Origin of the sequence: Sphingomonas sp., from assembly GCF_041661885.1 — a bacterium.
Taxonomy (GTDB): Bacteria; Pseudomonadota; Alphaproteobacteria; order Sphingomonadales; family Sphingomonadaceae; genus Sphingomonas.
Genome location: NZ_JBAZTL010000002.1, coordinates 406014 through 429381 on the forward strand (window position 1 = coordinate 406014; position 23368 = coordinate 429381).

Annotated in this window: 23 protein-coding genes and 1 tRNA gene; 20 read left to right on the forward strand and 4 right to left on the reverse strand. The window is 65.0% G+C overall.

Annotated features, from left to right (window positions below; all coding sequences use genetic code 11):
* Window positions 1-142: 142 nt before the first annotated feature.
* Together WC704_RS05980 and WC704_RS05985 are read right to left on the reverse strand one after the other, a co-directional pair.
* The gene (locus WC704_RS05980; RefSeq protein WP_372888993.1) at window positions 143-2218 is read right to left on the reverse strand and encodes a S9 family peptidase; all 2076 of its coding nucleotides are present in this window, start codon (window positions 2216-2218) and stop codon (window positions 143-145) included.
* A 45-nt stretch (window positions 2219-2263) separates the two neighbouring features.
* The gene (locus tag WC704_RS05985; RefSeq protein WP_372888994.1) at window positions 2264-4105 is read right to left on the reverse strand and encodes a methyl-accepting chemotaxis protein; all 1842 of its coding nucleotides are present in this window, start codon (window positions 4103-4105) and stop codon (window positions 2264-2266) included.
* Window positions 4106-4281: 176 nt separating this feature from the next.
* Between WC704_RS05985 and WC704_RS05990 the strand changes: the two genes are divergently transcribed.
* Window positions 4282-6075, forward strand: a complete 1794-nt coding sequence (locus WC704_RS05990; protein WP_372888995.1) for an aminopeptidase P family protein — start codon at window positions 4282-4284, stop codon at window positions 6073-6075.
* Here the strand turns inward: WC704_RS05990 and WC704_RS05995 are convergent.
* The gene (locus tag WC704_RS05995) at window positions 6065-6199 is read right to left on the reverse strand and encodes a hypothetical protein (protein WP_372888996.1); all 135 of its coding nucleotides are present in this window, start codon (window positions 6197-6199) and stop codon (window positions 6065-6067) included. The genes WC704_RS05990 and WC704_RS05995 overlap by 11 nt on opposite strands.
* Window positions 6200-6281: 82 nt before the next feature.
* Here WC704_RS05995 and WC704_RS06000 point away from each other — a divergent pair.
* Window positions 6282-6356 (forward strand) — tRNA-Thr (locus WC704_RS06000).
* A gap of 148 nt (window positions 6357-6504) precedes the next feature.
* On the opposite strand, the gene WC704_RS06005 is transcribed toward WC704_RS06000, so the two are convergent.
* Complete coding sequence (locus tag WC704_RS06005; RefSeq protein ID WP_372888997.1) at window positions 6505-7314, reverse strand: flagellin; 810 nt, start codon at window positions 7312-7314, stop codon at window positions 6505-6507.
* Window positions 7315-7572: 258 nt separating this feature from the next.
* Here WC704_RS06005 and WC704_RS06010 point away from each other — a divergent pair, with 258 nt between their 5' ends.
* The 18 genes from WC704_RS06010 to WC704_RS06095 all read left to right on the forward strand — a co-directional run bounded on the left by WC704_RS06010 (window position 7573) and on the right by WC704_RS06095 (window position 23357).
* A complete protein-coding gene (locus WC704_RS06010; protein ID WP_372888998.1) occupies window positions 7573-8841 on the forward strand; it encodes a sigma-54 interaction domain-containing protein in 1269 nt (422 codons plus the stop codon).
* Complete coding sequence (gene fliE, locus WC704_RS06015) at window positions 8838-9200, forward strand: flagellar hook-basal body complex protein FliE (protein WP_372888999.1); 363 nt, start codon at window positions 8838-8840, stop codon at window positions 9198-9200. Before WC704_RS06010 ends, fliE begins: the two co-directional genes overlap by 4 nt.
* A gap of 5 nt (window positions 9201-9205) precedes the next feature.
* Window positions 9206-10942: a flagellar basal-body MS-ring/collar protein FliF gene (gene fliF, locus WC704_RS06020; protein WP_372889000.1), complete on the forward strand. Its 1737-nt coding sequence runs from the start codon at window positions 9206-9208 to the stop codon at window positions 10940-10942.
* Window positions 10939-11946 (forward strand): flagellar motor switch protein FliG, encoded by a 1008-nt coding sequence (fliG, locus tag WC704_RS06025; protein ID WP_372889001.1) that lies wholly within the window; start codon window positions 10939-10941, stop codon window positions 11944-11946. The genes fliF and fliG overlap by 4 nt, the downstream gene beginning before the upstream one ends.
* On the forward strand, window positions 11939-12694 hold the full coding sequence (locus tag WC704_RS06030; RefSeq protein ID WP_372889002.1) for a FliH/SctL family protein: 756 nt from the start codon (window positions 11939-11941) through the stop codon (window positions 12692-12694). The genes fliG and WC704_RS06030 overlap by 8 nt, the downstream gene beginning before the upstream one ends.
* A 118-nt stretch (window positions 12695-12812) precedes the next feature.
* Window positions 12813-14141, forward strand: coding sequence for a FliI/YscN family ATPase (locus WC704_RS06035; protein WP_372889003.1), 1329 nt, complete (start codon window positions 12813-12815; stop codon window positions 14139-14141).
* Window positions 14134-14553, forward strand: coding sequence for a hypothetical protein (locus WC704_RS06040; RefSeq protein ID WP_372889004.1), 420 nt, complete (start codon window positions 14134-14136; stop codon window positions 14551-14553). The genes WC704_RS06035 and WC704_RS06040 overlap by 8 nt, the downstream gene beginning before the upstream one ends.
* 58 nt (window positions 14554-14611) lie before the next feature.
* Window positions 14612-16240, forward strand: coding sequence for a flagellar hook-length control protein FliK (locus tag WC704_RS06045; RefSeq protein WP_372889005.1), 1629 nt, complete (start codon window positions 14612-14614; stop codon window positions 16238-16240).
* A 17-nt stretch (window positions 16241-16257) separates the two neighbouring features.
* Window positions 16258-16848 (forward strand): flagellar basal body-associated FliL family protein, encoded by a 591-nt coding sequence (locus tag WC704_RS06050; RefSeq protein ID WP_372889006.1) that lies wholly within the window; start codon window positions 16258-16260, stop codon window positions 16846-16848.
* A gap of 3 nt (window positions 16849-16851) precedes the next feature.
* Complete coding sequence (locus WC704_RS06055; RefSeq protein WP_372889007.1) at window positions 16852-17820, forward strand: flagellar motor switch protein FliM; 969 nt, start codon at window positions 16852-16854, stop codon at window positions 17818-17820.
* A complete protein-coding gene (gene fliN / locus WC704_RS06060; RefSeq protein ID WP_372889008.1) occupies window positions 17817-18107 on the forward strand; it encodes a flagellar motor switch protein FliN in 291 nt (96 codons plus the stop codon). Before WC704_RS06055 ends, fliN begins: the two co-directional genes overlap by 4 nt.
* Before the next feature lie 6 nt (window positions 18108-18113).
* Window positions 18114-18374: a flagellar biosynthetic protein FliO gene (locus WC704_RS06065; protein ID WP_372889009.1), complete on the forward strand. Its 261-nt coding sequence runs from the start codon at window positions 18114-18116 to the stop codon at window positions 18372-18374.
* A complete protein-coding gene (gene fliP / locus WC704_RS06070) occupies window positions 18371-19225 on the forward strand; it encodes a flagellar type III secretion system pore protein FliP (protein WP_372889010.1) in 855 nt (284 codons plus the stop codon). The genes WC704_RS06065 and fliP overlap by 4 nt, the downstream gene beginning before the upstream one ends.
* A 4-nt stretch (window positions 19226-19229) precedes the next feature.
* On the forward strand, window positions 19230-19499 hold the full coding sequence (gene fliQ, locus WC704_RS06075; protein WP_372889011.1) for a flagellar biosynthesis protein FliQ: 270 nt from the start codon (window positions 19230-19232) through the stop codon (window positions 19497-19499).
* 28 nt (window positions 19500-19527) lie between these two features.
* A complete protein-coding gene (fliR, locus tag WC704_RS06080) occupies window positions 19528-20307 on the forward strand; it encodes a flagellar biosynthetic protein FliR (RefSeq protein ID WP_372889012.1) in 780 nt (259 codons plus the stop codon).
* Window positions 20307-21434, forward strand: a complete 1128-nt coding sequence (gene flhB / locus WC704_RS06085) for a flagellar type III secretion system protein FlhB (RefSeq protein WP_372889013.1) — start codon at window positions 20307-20309, stop codon at window positions 21432-21434. Before fliR ends, flhB begins: the two co-directional genes overlap by 1 nt.
* 55 nt (window positions 21435-21489) lie before the next feature.
* Complete coding sequence (gene fliD, locus WC704_RS06090; RefSeq protein ID WP_372889014.1) at window positions 21490-22956, forward strand: flagellar filament capping protein FliD; 1467 nt, start codon at window positions 21490-21492, stop codon at window positions 22954-22956.
* A complete protein-coding gene (locus WC704_RS06095; RefSeq protein ID WP_372889015.1) occupies window positions 22953-23357 on the forward strand; it encodes a flagellar protein FliS in 405 nt (134 codons plus the stop codon). The genes fliD and WC704_RS06095 overlap by 4 nt, the downstream gene beginning before the upstream one ends.
* The last annotated feature ends 11 nt before the right edge of the window (window positions 23358-23368 follow it).

Genomic DNA, 23368 nt, shown 5'->3' on the forward strand with positions numbered 1-23368 from the left:
CGGCCTTTTCCTGGGGTTTGCGCCTTGAAGCCCCGAAGCGGGCAACAGGTTCCCGGCAACCCTGACAAAAAGCCGCGCCCCGCCGAAATGCGTAGTTCCCCTGATGCGTCCGCGCTTGGGGGGCGCCGACACCGGTGGCCGATTATCCCTCGATGCCGAGCTGCCACAGCACGAAGGCATGTTCCTCCGCGCCCTCGCGCAAGCTTTCGAACCGGCCCGATTTGCCGCCATGCCCCGCGCCCATATTGGTCTTGAGCAGCAGGACATTGTCATCGGTCTTGGTGGCGCGCAGCTTGGCCGCCCATTTGGCCGGCTCCCAATAGGTCACGCGCGGATCGTTGAGGCCGCCCGAAATGAACAGCGGCGGATAGGCCTGCGCCGTCACCTGGTCATACGGCGAATAGCTGCGGATCAACTCGAACGCGGCTTTGTCCTCGATCGGATTGCCCCATTCGGGCCATTCGCCCGGCGTCAGCGGCAAATCCGCATCCAGCATGGTGTTGAGCACATCGACGAACGGTACGTCGGCGATCACCGCGCCCCACAGGTCTGGATCGGAATTGACCACCGCGCCCATCAATTCGCCGCCAGCCGACCGCCCGGCAATTGCGATCTTGCCCGCCGCCGTCCAGCCATCCGCGATCAACCCCTTCGCCACATCGACGAAATCGTTGAAGGTGTTGGTGCGTTTTTCCAGCTTGCCGTCGAGATACCATTGCTGGCCCAGATCGTCGCCGCCGCGGATGTGCGCGATGGCATAGGCAAAGCCGCGATCGAGCAGCGACAGCCGCCCGGTCGAAAAGCCCGGCGGAATGGCATAGCCATAGGCACCGTAAGCATAGAGAAACAGCGGACGCGACCCGTCGCGTGGAAAGTCCGCCGGATAGACGATCGACACCGGCACGTGCGTTCCGTCGCGCGCGGTAATTTTGAGGCGTTCGGTGCGGTATTTCGCCGCCTGATACCCACTCGGGATTTCCTGCACCTTCAGCGTGGTCAACTCACCCGTCGCCACATCATAATCATATTCGGTGCCCGGCGTGACCATCGATTCATACCCGACGCGCAGCACCTGCATCGCATATTCGGGATTGTTGCCCAGACCCGCATCATAGCTCGCCTCGGGGAAGCGGATGCGCTGCGGGGCGATGCCCTCCTCGTAACGGTGGATCTCGATTTGATCGAGCCCGTCTTCGCGCCCGTCGACGATGAAGAAGTCGCGGAAACAATCGACCCCGGTCATGTAGAAATGGCGCGACGGCGCGATCTTCTCGACCCATTCGCCGGGCGTCGAAATATGCGCGGTGCACAGGCGGAAATTGGGGTCGGTGTCGTTTGTGTGGATGAACAAAGTGTCGCCGTGCATGTCGACATCATATTCGCGCCCGACCTGGCGCAGCGACACGCACAGCGGCGTGGCGAGCGGGTCGGTCGCAGGCAGCAGGTAGATTTCGCTCGTCACATGGTCGCCGGTCGACAGCACGATCCACTTGCGGTCGCTGGTCTCGCTCACCCCCACGCGGAAACCCTCGTCAGCTTCCTTGAACAGTTCGATATCTTGCGTGATCGGCGTGCCCAGCCAGTGCAGCCGCGCATTGTCGGTGCGCCACTGATCGTTGGCGAGGCCGTAGAGAAAGCCCTTGTCATCGGCGGTCCACACGATTTCGGAGAGCATCCCCGGAATGACGTCGGACAGATGCTCCCCGGTCATCAAATCCTTGACGCGCACCTCGAAGCGTTCCGAACCATTGTCGTCGATCGCATAAGCGAGCAGCCGCCCGTCATTGCTGACCGAAAAGGCCCCCAGCCGGAAATATTCCTTGCCCTCGGCCAGAGCGGGTTCGTCGAGGATGAGCACGTCCTGGCTCTTATCCTCACCCGCCGACACGGGACGCCGCCACCATTTGCGATACTGCCCGCCGGTTTCGAACGCGGTCCAGTACAGCCAGTCGCCATCCTTTTGCGGCACCGAGGAATCGTCTTCCTTGATGCGGCCCTTCATCTCTTCATAGAGCCGGTCGATCAGCGGGCGGTGCGGCGCCATCACGCTTTCGAAATAGGCGTTTTCCGCCGCGAGATAAGCGAGCACGTCCGTGTCGGTCACCTCGGGATAGTTGGGGTCCTTCAGCCAGGCATAAGGATCTTCGATGGTGTACCCATGCGCGGTGAAGCTATGCGGGCGGGTGTCGGCGACGGGGGGCGGAAGCGTTTCGGTCATCCCCTCTCCTACCCGCTTGCCGCAGGCCAAGTCGAGATGGGGCGATCAGGCGCGCCGCAATGTCCGCGAGGGTGCCAGCCGGACCACGCGCCCGGACGGCGCGCGACGCTGGGCCGGTTCCGTCACCGGGCGTTGCTCGCTCGCGGGCTGCTCGGTCAGGGGTGGGGCATCGCCGTCACGGCTGTCATACCGGAACGCCGCCGCGCGCGCCGCCAGTGTGGCGATGTCGTGCGCCAGCGTGGCAGCCGTGGCGGAGGTTTCGGTCACCATTCCGGCATTTTGTTGTGCGATCCGGTCGAGCTGCGCGACCGCGCTGGTAATCTCGCCAATCGCTTCGGCTTGCGCGGCATTGTCGCTGGCAATCGCCTGAGTCAATGCGACCGCTTCGGTGCAACTCGTCATGATGGTTTCCAGCGCGCCATGAACCAGCCCGACCGCATCGACCGCGACCGCCACTTCCTGCTGCGTCGCGCTGAGTTGGGCGCGCGCGCGCTTGGCTTCTTCCTCCGCCCGCATCGCCAGCGTCGAAACAAGGTCGGCGACAACCGCAAACCCGCGCCCCGCATCCCCCGCACGCCCCGCTTCGACCGCCGCGTTCATCGCCAGAACGCGCGTCTGGAAGGCGATCTTGTCGAGGCCTTCGATAACGTCGTCGATGCCGGCGGCACTGCTGGAAACGCGGTTCATCACCTCCATCGCACCGTCGGCGCGCACGCGCACTTCGCCTGCCGCCGCCAGCGTCGCTTGCGATCCGTCGGAGGATTTGTGCGCCGCCTGCACCGTGCTGCGCAACCGCGCCTCCATCCGTCCAACGGCTGCCGAGGTCTGCTCGATCACCACCGCGCTGCTCGCGGTGCGTTCCGCCAGATCCCCGGTCGCACGCGCGATCGAACCTGAGGACTCGTCAATCTCGGCGGTCGTTTCCACCACCGCCTGCACCATCGAGCGCAGTGTATCGACCGCATCGTTGAGATCGCGATTGACCGCGGCATAGCTTGGCGGGAAGCGCAGCGCGTCCCCGCCGCGCAGATCCCCCGCCGCCATCGTCCGCAACACCTGGCCAAGCGCGTCCGCCACCTCTTTCTGCTCGGCGCTGGCCTGCGCCTCCTGCGCGGCGCGCGCGGCGGCCGCTTGGCGGAACATATCGACCGCGCGCGCCATCTGGCCGAGTTCGTCGACACGGTCGAGGTACGGTACGCTTCGCTCGGCCCCTTCGGCCAGCGCATCGGTCGCCTCGACCAATTGCCCCAGCGGCGCCATCACGCGGTGCGTGAGATACAGGCGCGATCCAATCGCCAGAACCAGGATCGTCACAGCAAGCCCAAGCAAAGCAACCGCGACTGCGGTCAAAGTGTACTCGGCCCGTGCCTTGAGCGCGGCCTGATGCGTGTTGGCCAGGGTAACCGCTCTATCGATTTGCGCGCGGTGCGCGGCATAGGCATCGGCAAGGCGTGCGTAACTGCTCGCAATCGTCGCCGCATCCCGTACCCGTGCGGCGGCGACCAGCCGATCGACCTCACTCCACAACCGCCGCGCCGGGGCATCGGCATCGCGCGTCAACGCGCTCACCAGCTCGGGATCGAGCGTGGAGGCCTTCCAATAATCGTGCCGCTCGTCATAAGCCTTGCGCAAGGCCGCCAGGCGTGTCGCGCGCATTTCCACTTGCTCGGGATGGTTGGCGAGCAAGGTCGCCTCCAGAAACGGCTCGAGCACATATTCGGGCGGCGGCAAAATGTCGGCGACATAATCCGATTCGGCCTGGATCTGGTCGCCGATCGGGCCTCCGATCCGCACCAGATTGATACCATAAGCTGCGATCACGATCGCCAGCAACATGGTGACTGTAATCAAAGCCGAGCCGATGCGAAGGCGCCTGGCGATGGACATGAGGGAACGACTTTCCTGCAAAAAAGCGATGCCGCTTCATTATAGACGGCACTCGCCCAAACTGCGGGACGTCCGTCCACGCCCGGTCCAAAATCTGCGGCTGCTGACTTTTACCCTGACAAATGCAGCGCATTTGCCCTAACCTTGGCCCAACCTTCCACTCGCGAAAGCCGCCCATGTCCTCCTATTCCGCCCGTCTTGCCGCCGTCCGCGCCCAGCTTGCGCACGACGGACTCGATGGCTTTGTCATACCGCTGACCGATGAACATATGTCCGAATATGTCGGGGCTTATGCCCAGCGGCTTGCCTGGCTGACCGGGTTCAAGGGCTCGGCCGGCAGCGCGGTGGTGCTGGCCGATCGCGCGGCGATCTTCACCGATGGCCGCTACACGCTGCAAGTGCGCGAGCAGGTGTCGGCGGACGAGTGGGACTATATCGCGGTGCCGGCGAGCAACGTTGCGCGCTGGCTGGGCGAGCATGCGCCGACGGGCGGGCGGATCGGCTATGACCCGTGGCTGCACACCAGCGCCTGGGTCGCCGACGCGCGCGCGGCGCTGGCCGCGCGCGGGGCAGAGCTGGTTGCGGTGACGCACAACCCGATCGACGCGGTGTGGAGCGATCGTCCGGCCCCGTCACCTGCCTTGCTCTCGGTTCAGGATGACGCGCAGAGCGGGCTCGGCTCGGCGGCCAAGCGCGCGCAGATCGCCGATTGGCTTGCCGAGACCAGGGCCGATGCCGTCGTACTGACCGCGCTCGATTCGATCGCCTGGGCACTCAATCTGCGCGGCAGCGACGTGGCGCACACCCCTGTTGCCCTCGCTTATGCCATTGTCGATGCCGATGGCACTGCCGACCTGTTCGTCGCGCCCGAAAAGCTGACCGATACGGTGCGCCAACATCTTGGCAATGCGATCCGCCTGCATCCGCGCGAGGCCTTTGCGGGGGCACTGGAGGGATATTCCGGCAAGCGCATCGCCGCCGACCCCGAACGCGCCGTTTCGGCAATCTTCGACCGGCTCGCGGCAGGGGGTGCAACCGTGTTGGCGCTGCGCGATCCGGTGGTGCTGGCCAAGGCGATCAAAAATCCGGTCGAGATTGGCGGCCACCGTGCGGCATCCGTGCGCGACGGCGCCGCTGTCGCGCGCTTTCTGCGCTGGGTCGAGGCGGAGGCGCCCAAGGGCGGCCTGACCGAACTTTCCTGCGTCGCCAAGCTGCAAGACTTTCGCGAAGAAACCGGCGTGTTGCTCGACACCTCGTTCGACACGATCTCGGCGACTGGCGCGCATGGGGCCAGCCCGCATTACCATTCGACCCCCGAATCGAACGCGCCGCTGGCGCTCGGCCAGCTCTATCTGGTCGATTCGGGTGGACAATATGCCGATGGCACGACCGACCTGACCCGCGTCCTGCCGATTGGCACGCCGACCGACGAAATGCGCGACCGTTTCACCCGCGTGCTGCAGGGGCATATCGCGCTCGCCACTGCGGTCTTCCCGGCGGGCACCACGGGCGGCCAGCTCGATTCGTTCGCGCGCGCGCCCTTGTGGCAAATCGGGCTCGATTATGCGCATGGCACCGGCCACGGCGTCGGGGCCTATCTGTCGGTGCATGAAGGCCCGCAGCGAATCGCCCCACCCAGCTATCCCGGCGGGGGTGCGGCCGAGCCGCTGCGCGCTGGCATGATCCTCTCGAACGAGCCGGGTTATTACAAAGCCGGGGAATATGGCATCCGCATCGAGAATCTGCTGCTGGTCGAGGAACGTCCCTTCGCGCACGGCGTGACGATGCTCGGCTTCGAAACGCTGACCTTCTGCCCGATCGAACGCTCGCTGATCGTCGCCGATATGCTCAGCGCGGGCGAGCGGGCCTGGCTCGACGCGTATCATGCGCGAGTCGTCGCGGTGATCGGGCCTTATCTGGATACGGAGGAGCGGGCCTGGCTGGCGGCGAAATGCGCGCCTATTGCTTAGGCGCGTCGGAGGCGGGAGCGGTCGCGACGGCGTCCAGAGCGCGGGCGCGACCCTTGCGCCGCTTCAGATTCTCGCGCAGCGCCGCCGCCAGCCGTTCGGCTTTTTCCTCGTCTTTCGTCGCCACGTCGCCACACGCTCCTTGACAATGTCTGCTCCAGCGGCTCTTAGGCCGCTTCCGCTCGCGCCGTAAGACGCTTCGTGGACATGCTGCCGTAGCTCAGTGGTAGAGCGCATCCTTGGTAAGGCTGAGGTCGTGAGTTCAATCCTCACCGGCAGCACCATTTTTGGGTTTCCCCGATACCCCGATATGAAAAACCCCGACGGTCCTGATGGACCGTCGGGGTTTTCGGTGGACCGCCCCGCATAAGCGAGAGATCCCGGTCGGCCCCGACACCGGTATAGGGGGTCGGGTGCCAGGGCCGGTCCGTCTTAGCGGAGCAGACTCAACACGCCCTGCTGCGACTGGTTCGCCTGGGCGAGCAGCGCGGTCGAGGCCTGGCTGAGAATCTGCGCCTTGGCGAGGCTGGTCGTTTCGGTCGAGAAGTCGACATCCTCAATACGGCTGCGTGCGTCGGTCAGGTTGGAAACGCTGTTGGTCAGATTGTTGACGACCGAGTTCAAACGGCTCTGGCCCGCACCCAGCGATGCTCGCGTGGTGTTGACCGACGCGAGCGCGGTGTCGAGTGCATCAAGCGCCGTGGTTGCGCCCCCTGCGGTGGAAATGTCCGAACCAGTGACGGCAGACAGATCCAACCCGCCAACCGCAAGCGAGACCGTGTCGGTCCCCGCCGAACCCGTTTGAATGTTGACGGTGCCAGCCGTGCTACCAAGCAACGAAACGCCGTTGAAATTGGTCTTGTTCTGAATGTCGGTCAACTGACCGGTCAATTGCGTGACTTCGGCCTGCAGGTTGGTACGGTCGGTATCAGCATAGGTCCCCGATGCCGACTGAACGGCAAGTTCACGAACACGCTGCAAAATGTTGGTAACTTCGCCAAGCGCGCCGTCGGCGGTCTGCGACAGCGCAATACCGTCGTTCGCGTTACGAATCGCCTGGTTCTGGCCGCGAATCTGCGAGGTCAGCGAGGATGCAATGGCAAGGCCGGCCGCGTCATCCTTGGCCGAGTTGATGCGCTTGCCGGTCGCCAGACGTTCGATGCTGGTCTGCAGCGCAGTGCTGGCCGCATTCGACGCATTGGTCGCGCGCAGTGCGGCAACGTTGGTTCCAATAACAGTCATGATGTGTCTCCATCGTGGTTCGGCAATCCCGCCGCCCCCTATCGGAGAGCCGAGCCGCCATCACAGGTAACGACCGGTCGCGCTGGCGATTAAGTACTTTTGCAAACCACATACTATTTTTCGCCATCGCCCCCCCGATTCCGGGGTGGCTCACGGTGGCGGCGGATTGCCGCCGGAAAAAAATTGCCGCCTCAGAACGTCCTTAACGGCTCGTTTACCACGGGTAGGGCATTCCCGGAATTGACCAGGGGGAATTTCATGCGATCCATCGTCCCATCCGCCGCGATACTCCGCCAGCATTATGCGCTGGTTTCCATCCTGCGCGCGCAAGGCTTCGCCATCGCCAGCTTTGAAGACGGCAAGCTGCGCAGCGGGGATCTGTACCTCGTCGCGGAGGGCGAAACGCCTCCCGCCGCCGCGCGCACTGTCGTGATCGGCACCGACGGCCGTTATGTGGCGCCCTCGCACGATGGCAACCCGGCGCGTATCGCTTATACCGATGCAGACGCCGCGGTGGGCGCGGGCTTCGTCCGTGCCTTGCTCGCCGAGCCTGAAATGCCGACCGCCGCCGACCCCGAAAGCCTGGCGCTCCATGCCCTTGCCGATCGCGTCGCCGCCGCCGACATCACGGTCCTCATCAACGGCCCAACCGGCACCGGCAAGGAGGTGCTGGCGCGCTCGATCCATTTGAAATCGGCGCGCGCGGCTGCGCCCTTCGTCGCCATCAACTGCGCGGCCCTGCCGGAAACGATGCTCGAGGCGCTGCTGTTCGGCCATCAAAAGGGCGCGTTTACGGGTGCGTCCTCGGGCGGAGAGGGGTTTTTCCGCGCGGCACATGGCGGCACGCTGCTGCTCGACGAAATCGCCGAATTGCCGTTGCAGCTCCAGGCCAAGCTGCTGCGCGCCTTGCAGGAGCGTGAAATCGTGCCGATCGGGGCCACCCAGCCACAGGCGATCGACGTGCGCGTCATCGCGTGCGCCAATCGCGATCTTCAGGACGAAGTCGCGGCGGGCCGGTTCCGCGCCGACCTTTATTACCGCCTGTCGGTTTTTCCGTTGACCACCAAGCCGCTGGCCGCCCGTACACAGGATATTCCCGCGCTGGCGGCGACGCTGATCCTGCGCCATGCCGGCAACCGCATGACGATCCCCTGGCCGGACCGGTCCGCGATCGATCTGCTGATGCGCCACGATTGGCCGGGCAATGTCCGCGAGCTGGAAAACGTCGTGCAGCGCGCGTTGCTGTTTGCCGGCGGTGACACGATTTCAGCCGAACATATCGTATTCGACCGGCCGAGCAACCGCGCCGCCAACGATCAGCCGGGGCACCCCGCGACGCTTGGCAACATCGTCCAGATGCACGAATTTCAGGCGATCCGCGAAACGCTCGCCGCGTGCAACGGCAGCCGTACCGAAACCGCCAAGCGGCTTGGCATTTCGGAACGCACGCTGCGGTATCGCCTCGCCAAGGCACGCGAGCAAGGCGATGACATCGTTCCCGCCAGCAACCGGACGGCGTGGGCATGAGCATCGATGGCATAGACGGTGGCGGCGCGATGGGCGTCGACCGGGTGATGGCGCTGCGCGCGCAGATCCTGGAACGCAACCAGGCGCTCGCCCGGGCGGGTGCCGCATCGGGGGCTGCGCCTGCGGCAGCCGACAAACCCGCCAGCTTTGCCGCAACCTTTGAGAACACGCTGAAGAGCGTGAACCAGGGTCAGGTCGAGGCAGGCAAACTGTCCGAAGCCTATGAACGTGGTGAAACGATCGACATCGCCAAGGTGATGCTGGCACGCCAAGAAGCCGCGGTCGGGTTCGAAGCGACACTGCAAGTCCGCAACAAACTGCTGTCCGCATACAAGGACATTATGAGTATGCCGGTCTAAAATAGATGAGCAACGCCCTCACCCCCGCCCCGCAGTCCGGTGTCGCCGCCCTGGTGCCCGAACGTTTTGCCAACCCCTTGCAGCAAATTCAGGGTTTGCTTGCGCAACCCGCCGTCCGCCGCAGCTTGCCGATGGCCTTGCTCGTCGGCTTGATCGCCAGCGCCGCGCTGGCCTGGATGGTGCTCGCCACGCCAACCCAGAAGACGCTGTTCTCGGGGCTGGCCGATAGCGACAAGGCATCGGTGACGGCCGCGTTGCAACAAGCCAACATCACCTCGCGGATCGACCCCGGCACCGGCGCGTTGACGGTTGCGGAGGACGACTATTCGCGCGCGCGCATCCTGCTCGCCGGGCAGGGCCTGCCCAAGGCCGCCCCCGGCGGATACCAGATCCTCGACAATCTTCCGATGGGCGTATCACGCGCCGTTGAAGGCGAACGCCTGCGCCAGGCCCGCGAGACCGAACTGGCGCGATCGATCCAGGAAATCGATGCGGTGGCCGAAGCGCGCGTCCACCTCGCCACGCCCGAACAATCGGTGTTCGTGCGCGACAATGCGGCGCCCTCTGCCTCGGTAATCGTCAAGCTCCAGCCGGGCCGTTCGCTCGGCGATGCGCAGGTATCCTCGATCGTCAACCTCGTCGCCTCCTCGGTTCCCGGCATGAAGCCGGAAAGCGTTACCATCGTCGACCAGATGGGCGGGTTGCTGACCAAGGGGACCAATCAAAGCCAACTCGGCATCGCCAGCGACGAACGCATCGCTTTTCAGCGTCGGATCGAGGAAAAATATCGCGCGCAGGTGATGCAGTTGCTCACCCCGCTGATTGGCGCGGGCAATTTCACCACCGAAATCCAGGCCGATGTCGATCTGAACGAAACCCAGGCGACCCGCGAAAGCTATGACAAGCAAGGCGCCCTCCGCGTCGAGCAGGGCCAATGGACCGGCAATGGCAAGGACGCGCAAGCGCCCGGCGGCATCCCCGGTGCGTTGTCCAACACGCCGCCGCCCGCTTCGACGCTGTCCGCCCCGCAACCTGCGGCGACGCCAACCCCCGCGCCGCCCGCTGGCTCGGGTGTCTCCACGCCGGGCGTCGCCGCCCCGGTCGTGGCAGCCGCCGCCGGCGCAGTCAGCGATGCGATGAAGGCGAGTGAACAATATTCACGCGCTTACGATCTCGGCAGGGAAGTGTCGGTCAGCCGTTCCGCGCCTGGTGCGATCACGCGCCTCTCGGTCGCGGTGCTGTTGCGCGATCCCGCAACCGGCAAACCGCGCAGCCCGCTTGAAATTCAGCAAGTGACGCAGCTTGTCCAGACGGCGGTCGGCTACAATGCCAACCGGGGTGACCACGTCACCGTTATCAGCCGCACGTTTGCCGGCGGCAACACGCTGGACGACAAACAACCCTGGTATGAGGCTGGATGGTTGCCCGTCGTGGCGCGCAACGCCACCGCGTTGGTCATCGCGTTGCTGGTTTTGTTTCTTGGCGTTCGTCCGCTTGCCAAGGGTCTGCTCAAGAAACACGAAGAACCCGTGGCGCAAGCTCGTCCGGCGCTCGGCCGCGATTTGCTGAGCGAAGCGCAGGGCGGCGGGTTGGCCGCGCCGCCGCCAGCCGACCAGCCCGTCAGCATCCAGGCGTTGGAGAGCGCGCGCAACTATGACGATCGCATCGGCATGGTGCGCGGCTTCACCCGCGACAATCCGGCGCGCGCCGCGCTCGCCGTGCGGGACATGATAAAGTCATGAACGCCCCCATGCGCACCTATACCGGCGTAGAACGCGCCGCCGTGCTGATGATGCTGGTCGGCGAGGAAGAGGCCGCCGCAATCCTGCAGAAGCTCGACCCCGAGGAAGTGCGGCAGCTTGGCAAGGCAATGTTCGCGGTGGCCGATGTCAGCGAGATCGAGGTCGAATATGCGCTCGACGATTTCGTCGGCAAGGCGCGTGAGCGCACCGCAATCGGTTTCGACCCGCGCCCGCGGATCGAGGCGGTGATGACGCGCGCGTTGGGGCAGGAAAAGGCCGACAGCGTGCTCGCGCGGATCGTCCCCGCTGAAGATGCGTGTCAGCTCGATTTGCTCGACTGGCTCGACGCGGGCGAAATCGCCGCGATGATCGAGAAGGAACATCCGCAAATCGCCGCCGTGCTGATCGCCAATCTCGAACCCAGCGTCGGCGCGCAAGTGCTCGAACTGATGCCCGATGCCGCCCAGCCCGACATCTTGCACCGGCTCGCGCGGCTGGGACCGATCACGCCCGAAGCGGTCGAAACGCTGCGCACGATGCTCGCCAACCGCGCGGGGGCCGCACAGGCATCAGCCGGGGTCACGCTCGGCGGCACGCGCGACGCCGCCAAGATCCTGTCGAGCGGGCGCAAGGCGACCGAGCTGCGTGTCATGCCGAAATTGTTCAAGATCGACCGCGACGTCGCCAAGGCGATCGAGGAAGCGATGTTCGTGTTCGAAAATCTGCTCGAACTCGACGACAAGAATTTGGGCACGCTCATCCGCAATATCGACAGCGACATTCTTACGCGGGCGCTGAAGGGCGTGGACGAAAGCATCCGCGCGCGCTTCCTCGGCTGCATGTCGAGCCGCGCCGCCGATGGCATTCGCGACGAGATGGAGGCGCGCGGACCGATGAAGCTCAGCGAAGTGCTCGACGCGCAAAAGGTCATCATCCAGATTGCGCGCAACCTCGCCAAGGACGGCACGATCCAGATGGGCGCAGGCGAGGACGATTATGTCTGAGTTTACCGCTGGATTTTCCGCACGCGGCCACGGCGTGGCCGAAGCGCTGAAGGCAGCGTTCGCGCCGCGTGTTGCCGGTTTTGCCGCCGCCGATTTGCGCGAGCACGCCGAGCGCGGTCCGGTCTCCTTTTCGCCCCAGGGGCGCGAGGAGGAACACCCACGACATTTCTCCCCGGCTGATCCGGCCACGAATCCGACCGCCGGGTGGGACCCGTTCGACGCCAACCCCACGCCGTCGGCACAGCCCTTTGTCGACCCCGTCGCAGTCGCGCATGAAGCGGGTTATGCGATCGGCTATGTCGAAGGCGGCGATGCCGCGCGCGCGGAAATGACGGCATTGGCGGACCGCGATCGAGCGTTGCTGGAATCGCTTACCCAGGCATTGCAATCGAACGACCGGATCGACCGCGAGGCGGTTGCGCGTCGCCTGCGCGAAACCGTGCTGTTCCTGGTCACACGGCTGGTCGGCGAAATCGGCATTGCGTCCGACCGGCTCGCGCAGCGGATCGAGGTGGCTGCCGACCTGCTGACCGATGCTGCCGAATCGGCGATGCTGCGCGTCCACCCCGACGATGTCGCTTTGCTTGAGGGCAAGCTGCCCCGGCAGATCTTCGCGGTGGGCGATGCGAGCGTGGCGCGCGGGTCGTTCGTGCTCGAAAGCGCATCGACCATCGTCGAGGACGGGCCGGACTTGTGGCTCGAACAATTGGGGCAGGCGATCGAGCGCGTCGCAGTGCCAGGGGCATGACCGCCCCGCACACCGTTCGCCCTGAGCCTGTCGAAGGGCCGTCGTTTGTCGCACCGCCGCTTGTGGGAGGAGAGGTGCTTCGACAGGCTCAGCACGAACGGAACACCAAGAGCATGCCATGCTGAACCGCTTCACCGGCGATTATCTCGATGCGCTCGGCCTGCCCGATTTCACGCCGCGACCCAAGGTTTCCGGGCGGCTGGCATCGTTTGACGGGCTGCTGATGGAGGCGGTCGGCCTGACGCTACCGGTCGGCACGGTGTGTCAGGTCGGCGATCGTCACGCGGGCGTCGAAGCCGAAGTGATCGGCTTCCGCAATGGCCGCACCTTGCTTATGAACCTCGGTGGCCCTGCGGCATTGCTCCCGCAAGCGCCGGTGCGCCCGCTCGGGCCTCCGGGTGAGGCCGAGGTCGGGGCGGCGTTGCTCGGTCGCGTGGTTGACGGCGCAGGCAAGCCGATCGACGGGCTGGGGCCAATCCGCGGTGCGGAACGCTGGCCGCTTGCGGGCAAATTGCAGTCGCCGCTCGACCGTGGCCGCGTGCTGCACCCGCTCGATGTCGGCGTGCGCGCGATCAACGGGTTGCTGACGGTCGGGCAGGGGCAGCGCATCGGCATCATGGCCGGGTCGGGCGTCGGCAAATCGGTGCTGCTCGGCATGATTGTGCGCGCGGCGCAGGCCGATGTCATCGTTATCGGCCTGATCGGCGAGCGCAGCCGCGAAGTGGCCGACTTTCTCGAAACCAAGGTGGCGGGCGAAGCGCGCAAGCGCGCCGTCGTCATCGCCGTGCCCGCCAACCATTCGCCGGTGCTGCGCATCCGTGGCGCACTCCGCACCCATGCCATTGCCGAAGCCTTTCGTGCCGAGGGCAAGAAGGTGCTGCTCATCATGGATTCGCTCACTCGCGTGGCGCACGCCGGACGTGAAATCGGCCTCGCGCTGGGCGAACCGGCCAGCGCGCGCGGCTATCCCCCCTCGGCAATCGCGATGTTGCCCAATCTGATCGAACGCGCCGGCACCGACGTTGCCTCGGGCGGATCGATCACCGCCATCTACACCGTGCTCGCCGATGGTGATGACGGCAACGACCCCGTCGTCGACAGCGCGCGCTCGATCCTTGACGGGCATATCGTGCTCAACCGCGCGCTCGCCGAACGTGGTGTCTATCCCGCGATCGACATCGGCCCCTCGGTCAGCCGGGTGATGAACGACATTGTCGACAAACCACACCAGATGGCCGCGCGCGTGCTGCGCCGTCACCTCGCCACCTATGAGGAAAATCGCGATCTGGTGCTGATGGGGGCCTATCGCTCGGGTGCTGACCCGGCGATCGACGCAGCGCTCGCCTGCCATCCCGCCGTGCTCGAATATATCAAGCAGGACCCCGACGAAATGGTCTCGCTGCCCGATGCCGCCGCCGAGCTGATCGGCGTGTTCGGCGATGGCTAAACCCTCAAAGCTCGACCGCATCCTCAGGGTGCGCACGCTGCAGCTCGGGCTGGTCCAGGCCGAGGAAGCGCGCGCGCATGATCGCGCCGCCAGCGAGCAAATGCTCAAGGCCCGCATCGCGCAACTGGCCGAAAATGTCGCACCCGCCCCCGCACCTGACACCGCTGTGTCGCTGGTTGCGGCCGCGCATCTGCGCGAACGTCTCCACCGCTCGGCCGAAGCCGCCGAAGGCCGCTTGCGCGCAGCGCAGGCGACCGCGGCGCGCGCAAGCGAAGCCACGCGCGAAGCCCGCCGCGACCAAAGCGCGATCGAAAAGCTGATCGTGCGCGCCGAGGCCGAAGCTGTGGTCAAAGCGATCCGCGCGATGGAAGCTGCGCCGCCAACACGGAAAATTCGGCACGATCCTTGCTGAGAAGCCAGTGACCCGATGACGTCGGTCGGGTGCCATGATCGCCCCCGCTGGAGCACGCATGATCGACCTGTTGCCCATTACCACAGCCCCCCCCACGATCCTTCCCGCCCCCGGTGGGAATGGGGCGGCAACGGGCGCTTTCGAACAAACTCTCGGTGCGTTCCTCGATGCGCGCGATGCCGCGGCGACGGCGGCAGGCACACCCGCCCTCACCCGGCAACCGCTTGCCGATGACGGCAACGCTTTGCCCTCGACACCAACCTCCGGCACCGAAACCGACGATCAGGACCCCGCGATCCTGCTTCCCTGGGCGCTGCCGCCGACCGCCCTCGCGCCCGTCATCGAGCCGCCCGTCATCGAGCCGCCCGCCCCCGGCGGCGACGCCGCACAAACGGCAGCCCTCGAACCTGCCGCCCAGACGTCGGCCCCGGCCATTGCCGCGCAACCCGGCGCCGCTTCCACGCCCTATGCCACCCGCGCGCAATCCGTTCCCACCGAGTCGCCCTCGATCGGTTCCGATGTCGCCAACCCGACACCGCCGAACACCGTACCGCCGCCCCTCGACAAAGCGGGCGCGGCCATTTCCCGCCCCGACGCTGCCTCGCAAAACCCCGCCCTTATATCGGATGGCATCGCCGTATCCCGCGTGCAGGTGGCAAAGACGCTGGCCGATGCGGTGGATCTGGCCGGGTTTACGCTTGCTACAGACGCCGTCGCGTCGCCCAACCAACCAATACCAGCCGCGCAAACCGCCGCTGCAATCAATCCATCGGTGGTGGTGGTGGCCCCTGTGCTGGCGGGATCAGTGCCGCCACCCCGAAGCGCCGCCCCATCGCGCGCGGCGGTTGCTTATGTTGGTCAACCCGCAACACCTTCGCGCTCGGTCTCGGCTCCGACCCCTCCGGGGGGTGGCGAGGCTGCCCCCAATGCCCGAGCGGCGGACGTGCGCGCGACGGTCGCGGTGGCGACCACGACACCGCGCGATGCCACTCCAGCGCCCGTCACCGCAAAGGGCACGTCCGATACCGCAGGGCCGACCGCGCGCGAGCCGGTTGCTCCACCCGTCGTCCAGCACGATGCCGCCGTTTCGACCATCGCGGTCAGCACGACGCCACAACCCGCAGGTCAGGTCTTTGCCGCCGCCATCGCTGCAGCGACCGCCTGGCGCGACCGGGTCGGGCTGCGCGAGGACGGCGACGTGCGGAACCCTGAAGCCGGGATTACGCTGGCCCCCACGCTTGATTTGCAAGGCGCGGTTGCGGTGCAGGCGACCGGCAAGGCCAATGGTGCCCCGCTTGATCTCGGCCAGGATCAAGGTTTGCAACGCGTGATCGATCACATCGAAACCTTGCGCGACAACGCCGACGCCCACGATACGCGGATCAAGCTTACCCCCGATGCGCTGGGCAGTGTCGATGTCGCGGTGCGCCAGGAGGGTGACCGCGTCCATGTCCGCTTCACCGCCGAACACGAAGCCACGCGCGCGCTGATCGCCGAGGCGCAACCGCGCCTGGCCGAACTGGCCGCCGCGCGTGGCGTGCGTATCGGCGACACCAGCGTGACGGCCGATCCATCGGGTGGCGGCAACGCCAGCACGCGACAACCGCCCCCCAACCCGCAAATCGCCCGGACACCGACGCCCGTCACGACCGAAGCCGACGCTCCGACCGACCACCGCCTCGCCTGAAATGAAGGAAGTACATCATGAGTGATACCCCCAAGGACACGCCCAAGAAGAAGGGCGGCGTAATGAAGATTTTGCTGCTCATCATCGGCGTGCTGGTGCTCGTCGGCGGAGGCGTTGGTGGCGCGCTGTTCGCGATGAATGCTGGGCTTATCGGCGGCGCAAAAGGGCCCGCTGAACCCGCGGGGCCGCGACTTGTCCCCAAAGCCGAACAAAAACGCGTCGGTGCGGGCGAGGGGGCAGAGGGTGCCACGGGCGGCCACAAGCCCCCAATCGGCGTCGGCGGCGACAAATATGCCTCCAATTATTATGCGATGGAAAAGGAGTTTACCTCCAACCTGCAGGACAGCGTCCATTTCGTGCAGGTCGGCGTCGCGGTCTCCACCCCCTATGACGACACCGTCATCGAGAACATCAAAACCAACGAGATTGCGGTGCGATCGGCAATCCTGATGGCGCTGGGCGACACCACCGAGGAACAGGTTTTCACCAGCGACGGCAAGAAGATGCTGCAACGCCGCATCGCCAAGGCCATCAACGATACGCTCAAGGAAAAAGAAGGCTTTGGAGGCGTCGGTAACGTTTACTTTACCAATTTCGTTGTTCAGTGAGGCATGGTTAACGAAGGCCTTCGGAGCGCGAGCGACAGGCGGGAACGGCCCCGGCGGACGGCTAACCATGCCGCGCTGGGGACGACCAACCTCAACCCGTTCGGCGACTTGCATACGGTGCAGCATCTGTCCGCGCGGCTCGCGCGTGGCGTGCGCGCCGTGTTCGAGCCGTTGCTGCGCCGCGAATGCCGCACCTGGGCCGAGCCGCTGGTGGTGCAGCGTCTGGCCGATTACCGGGTCGAGCGCCCCGACGGGCTGACCGCGTGGCTGCCACTGACAATGTCTGCGGCGGGCACACCGAGCGCGGGGCAGGCTTTGGCGGTGCTCGACGGGCGTTTCGTGATGGAAATGCTCGATCTGTTCTTTGGTGGCACCGGCACCGCGCCGGCCACGCTGCCCGCCGAATTTACGCCCGCCGCCGAGGCGATGATCGTGCAGCTCGGCCGGATGCTGGCCGAGCCGATGCGCGCGGCCTGGGAACCGCTCGCGCGGATCGAGTTTACGCCGGGCCGCGTCGAGGCAAACCCCGCGCTGATTACCGATCTCGATACCGACGACGCCATCGTCATCACCCGCTTCGGCATCGTCGCGGGAGCCGCCAAGCCGGTGTTCCTCGACTTGCTCTATCCGGTTACCGCGTTGAAGCCGCACGGCCCGTCGCTGACCGGCAAGGTACACGGCAAGACCGCCGAGCCCGACCCGGCATGGCGCAACGGCCTCACCCGTGCAGTGATGGACGTCCGCTTCCCGATCCGCTCGGTGCTCGCGGAGACAATGGTTCCGCTCAGCTTGCTGATGGAGCTCAAAGCCGGCGACGTCATCCCCATTTCAGTCGGCGGCGACGTGCCGGTGATGGTTGGCCGGGATCGGCTTGGCACGGGCACCGTCGGCACGTCGAACGGCAAGGCCGCGGTCAAGCTGACCCATATTTCCTACGATCTAGACCGTGATTTCAGGGGTGAATTGCAATGACCGACATGAGTGGCGGATTCCCCGTCGACACCAGTCTCGCGGCCAATTTCCGCTTGCTGCAGGATGTCGATGTCAAGCTGACGGTCGAAATCGGTTCGACGTCGCTCACCCTGCGCGAATTGCTGGCGCTCGGCGAGAGCAGCGTGATCGAGCTCGACCGGCAAGCCAATGAACTGCTCGACGTGCTGGTCAACGGTACGCTGATCGGGCGTGGCGAAGTGGTGATGGTCGGCGACAGTTTCGGGGTACGCATGACCGAGCTGGTCAGCCCCGAGAAGCGGGCCTGATCCGCGATGATGTGGTCCTATATCCTCAAGCTCGTCGTGCTGCTGCCGCTGGTCTGTGGCTTGATGATCGGGTGCCTTTACGCGTGGCGCAGGCTCGAATCGCGGCTACCCGGACAGCCCGCCAACCGGATGCTCAAGGTCACCGAGACGATGATGATCTCGCCCAGCGTCCGGCTGGCGGTGATCGATTTCGAAGGACGCAAACTGCTCGTCTCGGTCAGCCGCACCGGCGTTACGCTGGTCGATCGGGGTGGAGACGCACGATGAGCGTCAAGGTTGTTCGCAAAGGCTCGGGCCCGGTGCTGATCAAACCATCGGTGGCGTGGGTGATGCCGTGGGGCAAGCTCGCGCTGATGCTGCTCGGCATCCTCTTCGCCGTCCTCGTCGCGCACCCTGCCTTCGCCCAGGCCGCGCCGATCGCGGTGCCGACGCCGGGCGCGGGCGATGCCGCCGATCGGGCGTTGAAGGATCTTGGCGGCGGCAACGCACCAATGGCGCTGAGCCTGCAGATCCTCATCGTCATGGGTCTGCTGACGATCCTGCCCGGCATCCTGCTGATGATGACCAGCTTTACGCGCATCATCATCGTGCTGGCGATCGTGCGGCAGGCAATGGGCCTGCAACAGACCCCGCCCAACCAGGTGCTGATCGGCCTTTCGCTGTTCCTGTCCTTCTTCGTGATGGCCCCGACGATCAACCAGATCAACGCCACCGCCATCCAGCCTTATGCCGAAAGCAAAATCGGCGCGACCGACATGATAAAGGCCGCGGCAATCCCGCTGCACTCCTTCATGACCAAGCAGACGCGCAAGAAGGACATCACCATGTTCGCCGGCATCGCCAAGAGCGGGCCGTACCAGAACGCAAAGGACATTCCCTTTTCGGTATTGCTGCCCGCCTTCGTCACCAGTGAGCTCAAGACCGCGTTCCAGATCGGGTTTCTGGTGTTTCTGCCTTTCATCGTGATCGATCTGGTGGTGGCGACGGTGCTGATGTCGCTCGGCATGATGATGCTGTCGCCGACCATCATATCCTTGCCCTTCAAGCTGCTATTGTTCGTGCTGGTCGATGGCTGGGCGCTGACGATGGGCAGCCTTGCCAATTCGTTCGTGAATTAGCGCGATGGACGCGGAATATTTCCTGACCGTCGCCAATCAGACGATGTGGGTGTTGGCGCTCGCCTCCGCCCCGATCCTGATCCCGGCGCTGCTCGCCGGGCTGATTACCGGCATGATCCAGGCGGCAACCTCGATCAACGAGCAAACGCTGTCGTTCGTGCCCAAGCTGATCGTCGTCGCTGTATCGATCCTGGTGTTCGGTAGCTTGATCCTGGGACTGCTCACCGATTTCACGGTCGGGATTTTCGAGCGCATTCCGGAATTGGTACGATGATATCCTCCCGTGCCGGGTACGTGCGAAAATGAGCCCGCTTGGTTTCGGCCTGTCGATCGAGCCACAACTCTGGGCGCTGATTTTCGTGATGGTGCGCGTTGGTGCGGCGTTCATTGTCGCCCCGGTGTTCAGCGCGGTTTCCATCCCGGTCACGGTGCGCGTGGCGTTATCGGGGGCGATCGGTGTGCTGGTTCTGGCGGTGCATCCGGTCACGCCGCCAGCGCATGTCTTCGCGCTCGCCACCTTCCTCGCGGTCGCGGCCGAAGCGTTGGTCGGCTTTGCGTTGGGCTTCATCCTGCAAATCGCGTTCGCCGCGCCGATGCTTGCAAGCGAGGTGATCGGCACCTCGATGGGGATTGGCTTTGCGTCTGCGATCGACCCGCAAAATGGCCACTCGACCCCCGCGCTCGGCCAGTTCTTTACGATGATGCTGACGCTGCTGTTCCTCAGCGTTAACGGCCACCTGATCCTCGTCGAAATGATCGTGAAGAGCTATGACGCGCTGCCGCCGGGCGCGGCCTGGCTCAAACCCGCGCAGCTTGAAAACATCGCGATCTTCGGCGGCTATACCTTTCTTGCCGGATTTCTACTGGCGCTGCCGGTCGGCTTTCTGCTGCTGTGCCTCAACCTCGTCGTCGGGATGATTTCGCGCTCCGCCCCGTCGCTCAACCTGTACGCGGTCGGCTTGCCCGCCAGCCTTGCGGTCGGCGTCGTCGCGCTGGCCGTCAGCTTTCCCGCGATGGGGGACTATTTCCTCGTCATCATCAACGAAGGCCTTGCCGCCACGCAAAAGCTGGTGCTCGGCTGATGGCGGAGGATTCTGGTGAAAAGACAGAATCCCCAACCGCCAAGCGCAAACGCGACGCGGTTGAACAGGGCGACGTCCTCAAATCCCGCGAATTTGCAACCGCGCTGGTGATTCTGGCCGGGTGCGGCTGGCTGGCGATGATGGGGCCGTCGCTTGTCGGGGCGTGCAAGGAAATCATGGCGTCGAGCTTCGCCTTCGATCATCGTGATATCGAGGATTTTTCGCCGTTCCGCCCGTTGCAGCAAAGCGGGTGGAAGCTTGCGCCCGCGATCGTATCGTTGCTGGCGGTGACGCTGGTCGCCGCGATTTTGAGCCAGGCAGGGCTCGGCCATCTCGGATTCAACGGCAAATTGCTCGCGCCCAAGGCAACGCGCATCAATCCGGCATCGGGCCTAAAGCGCATCTTCGGTGCGCAGGGGTGGATCGAACTGGGCAAATCGCTGCTGAAGGTGGCGTTGCTGGGCAGCATTGGCTGGTACATGCTGGAACAGGCGTCGCACACCACGATCGGGCTTGCCTCCAGCAACCTCGGCAGCGCGGTCGGCGCGCTCGGCGACACTTTCATGGGGATATTGTTCGCGATGGCGGGCGGGCTCGTCATCATTTCGGGGATCGATGTGCCGCTGCAAATGGTCCAGTTGCTGCGCAAATTGCGCATGTCGAAGCAGGAGGTCCGCGACGAACATAAGGAAACCGAAGGGTCGCCCGAAGCAAAGGGCATAATCCGTCAACGCCAGCGGGACGTGGCCAAGCGCAACATGCGTAAATCGGTGAGCGAAGCGCACGTTATTCTCACCAATCCGACGCATTTCGCAGTGGCGCTGCGCTACAATCGCGAATCGGACCAGGTTCCGGTTGTCGTCGCCAAAGGGCGCGGAGAGGTCGCGCTGGCGATCCGCGAATTGGGGGCGGAGGCGCGGGTTCCCGTGCTCGAATATCCCTCGCTTGCGCGTGCGGTTTATTACACCAGCCGCGAGGGGCAGGAGGTCCGTGACGATCTGTACGTCGCCTTGGCAGCGATCCTTGCCTTCGTCTTCGGCCTCAACACCGCAGCAGGTGGGACACCCCCGCCCGTGCAGGTGCCGCCAAGTGCGCGCTTCGACGAAAATGGCGTGAAGGAATCCTAAACATGCCCCCGCGCCAGCCGTTCTTAGAGATGCACATCGAACCGGGACCCAGACAATGGTGACGACCAGCGCGACATCGTCCATTCTCACCTCGCTCGGCGCCGGTTCGGGCGTCGATACGGCGGCGCTGGTCACTTCGCTCGTCCAGGCGCAGTTCGCCTCCAAGAATGCGGCGCTGACCAAGCAGGAAAATACGCTCACCGCGCAGATATCCTCGGTCGCCAAGGTACAAAGCGGGATCACGAGCTTTGCGACCGGTCTCAAGACGCTGACGAGCAACGGAACGCTGGCGACACAGCCAACCAGCTCTGATTCCAGCGTCCTGACCGCAAGCGCGCTACCCGGAGCGAAACTGGCGGGTCTGGCCGCCTCGGTCGAGGTAACGCGTCTTGCCACCGCGCAAATTGCGACCAGCGCGACATCGTTCGCCGCTCGCGATACGACGATCGGGACGGGTAATCTGACGCTCACGCTCGGCACTGCCACCGTCAGCAACGGTGCCTTGAGCGGCTTTACCGCCGGCACCGCCACTCCAGTCACGATCGCGATCGACAGCGCCCATCAGACGCTGTCCGGCATCGCCTCCGCAATCAACGCCGCCGCAGCCGGTGTCACCGCCAGCATCGTCACCGACGCGGACGGAACCGCCCGCCTGACCCTGAAAGGCGCGACGGGTGCAGCGCAAGCCTTCACCCTGAGCGGCGATACACCCGCCCTGTCCGCGCTCAACGTCGGCGTCGGCGAAAGCTCCACCACGATTGGCAGCGCGGCGGGCAATGCACAGCTAAAGCTCGACGGAGTAGCGGTCGAACGCTCCAGCAACACCGTCTCCGACCTGATCGAAGGCGTAAAGCTCAACCTGACCAGCGCCGCCGTGGGCAAACCCGTAACGCTTGGCATTACCAGGCCGACCGCCGCGCTGACGCAGGCGGTGACCGATTTCGTCGATACCTACAATCAGCTTCAGGCGGTGTTGAAAGCGGAAACCAATGCCACTGACGGAGCCTTGCGCAACGACAAGAACGCCACGAACCTGGTGCGGGCGTTGCGCGCCCTGCCGCTGACGACATTGGCAACCGGTGCGGCAGCGGGTGCGCCGACCAACCTGGCCTCGATCGGCGTATCGACCAATCGCGATGGCACGCTGAGCGTCGATTCATCCAAGCTCACCGCCGCGCTCTCCAACACGCCCGACGCGGTCGAAGCCTTGTTTGCCAGTGGCACCGGCGCGACCGGGGGGGGCATCGCCGCCGCCCTCGACGCCATTTCGACCGCTGCGGTCGATCAGACGGTCACGATCAACGGCAATATCGAACATATCGGCCTGGTCGGCAGCACTGCGCTCTATACCGCCGCCAGGACCAAAGTTACCGACGCGGAAGCCAAGGTCGCGACCGATACCACGGCCTATCAGGAGCGCCTGACCAAGCAATATGCCGCGTCCGATGCCATCGTCGCCAAATATAAAGCAGCGCAAGCCGCGCTAACCGCCCAGTTCGCGCAAACGAACAATAACGCATGACCGCCGCCTATGCACGGGCGTTCGGGCGCAACCCGGAGGCGACCTATCGCCAGATCGAGCTCGCCGGGCAAACTGCAGAGGCCGATGGTCCGGCGCTTGTCCAATTGCTTTATGATGAAGCGATCCGCGCTTTGCGCGGTGCCGCCTGGGCAGCCGAAAACGGCAATTACGCGATGAAGAGCGAGAAAGTAACGCGCGCAACCGCGATCCTGTTCGCACTCGAAGCCGGGCTGGATTTCACCGCAGGCGGCACCGTCGCCCCCGCACTCGCCAAACTTTATGCCGGCGCCCGTCAAACCGTGGTCCAGGCCAGTATCGGCAGCAATCCCGAGCCGTTCCGCGAAGTCGCCGCGACCCTCGACGAAATCGGCCAAGCCTGGCGCACGGTACGTGCCGCCTGAGATGGTTTCCG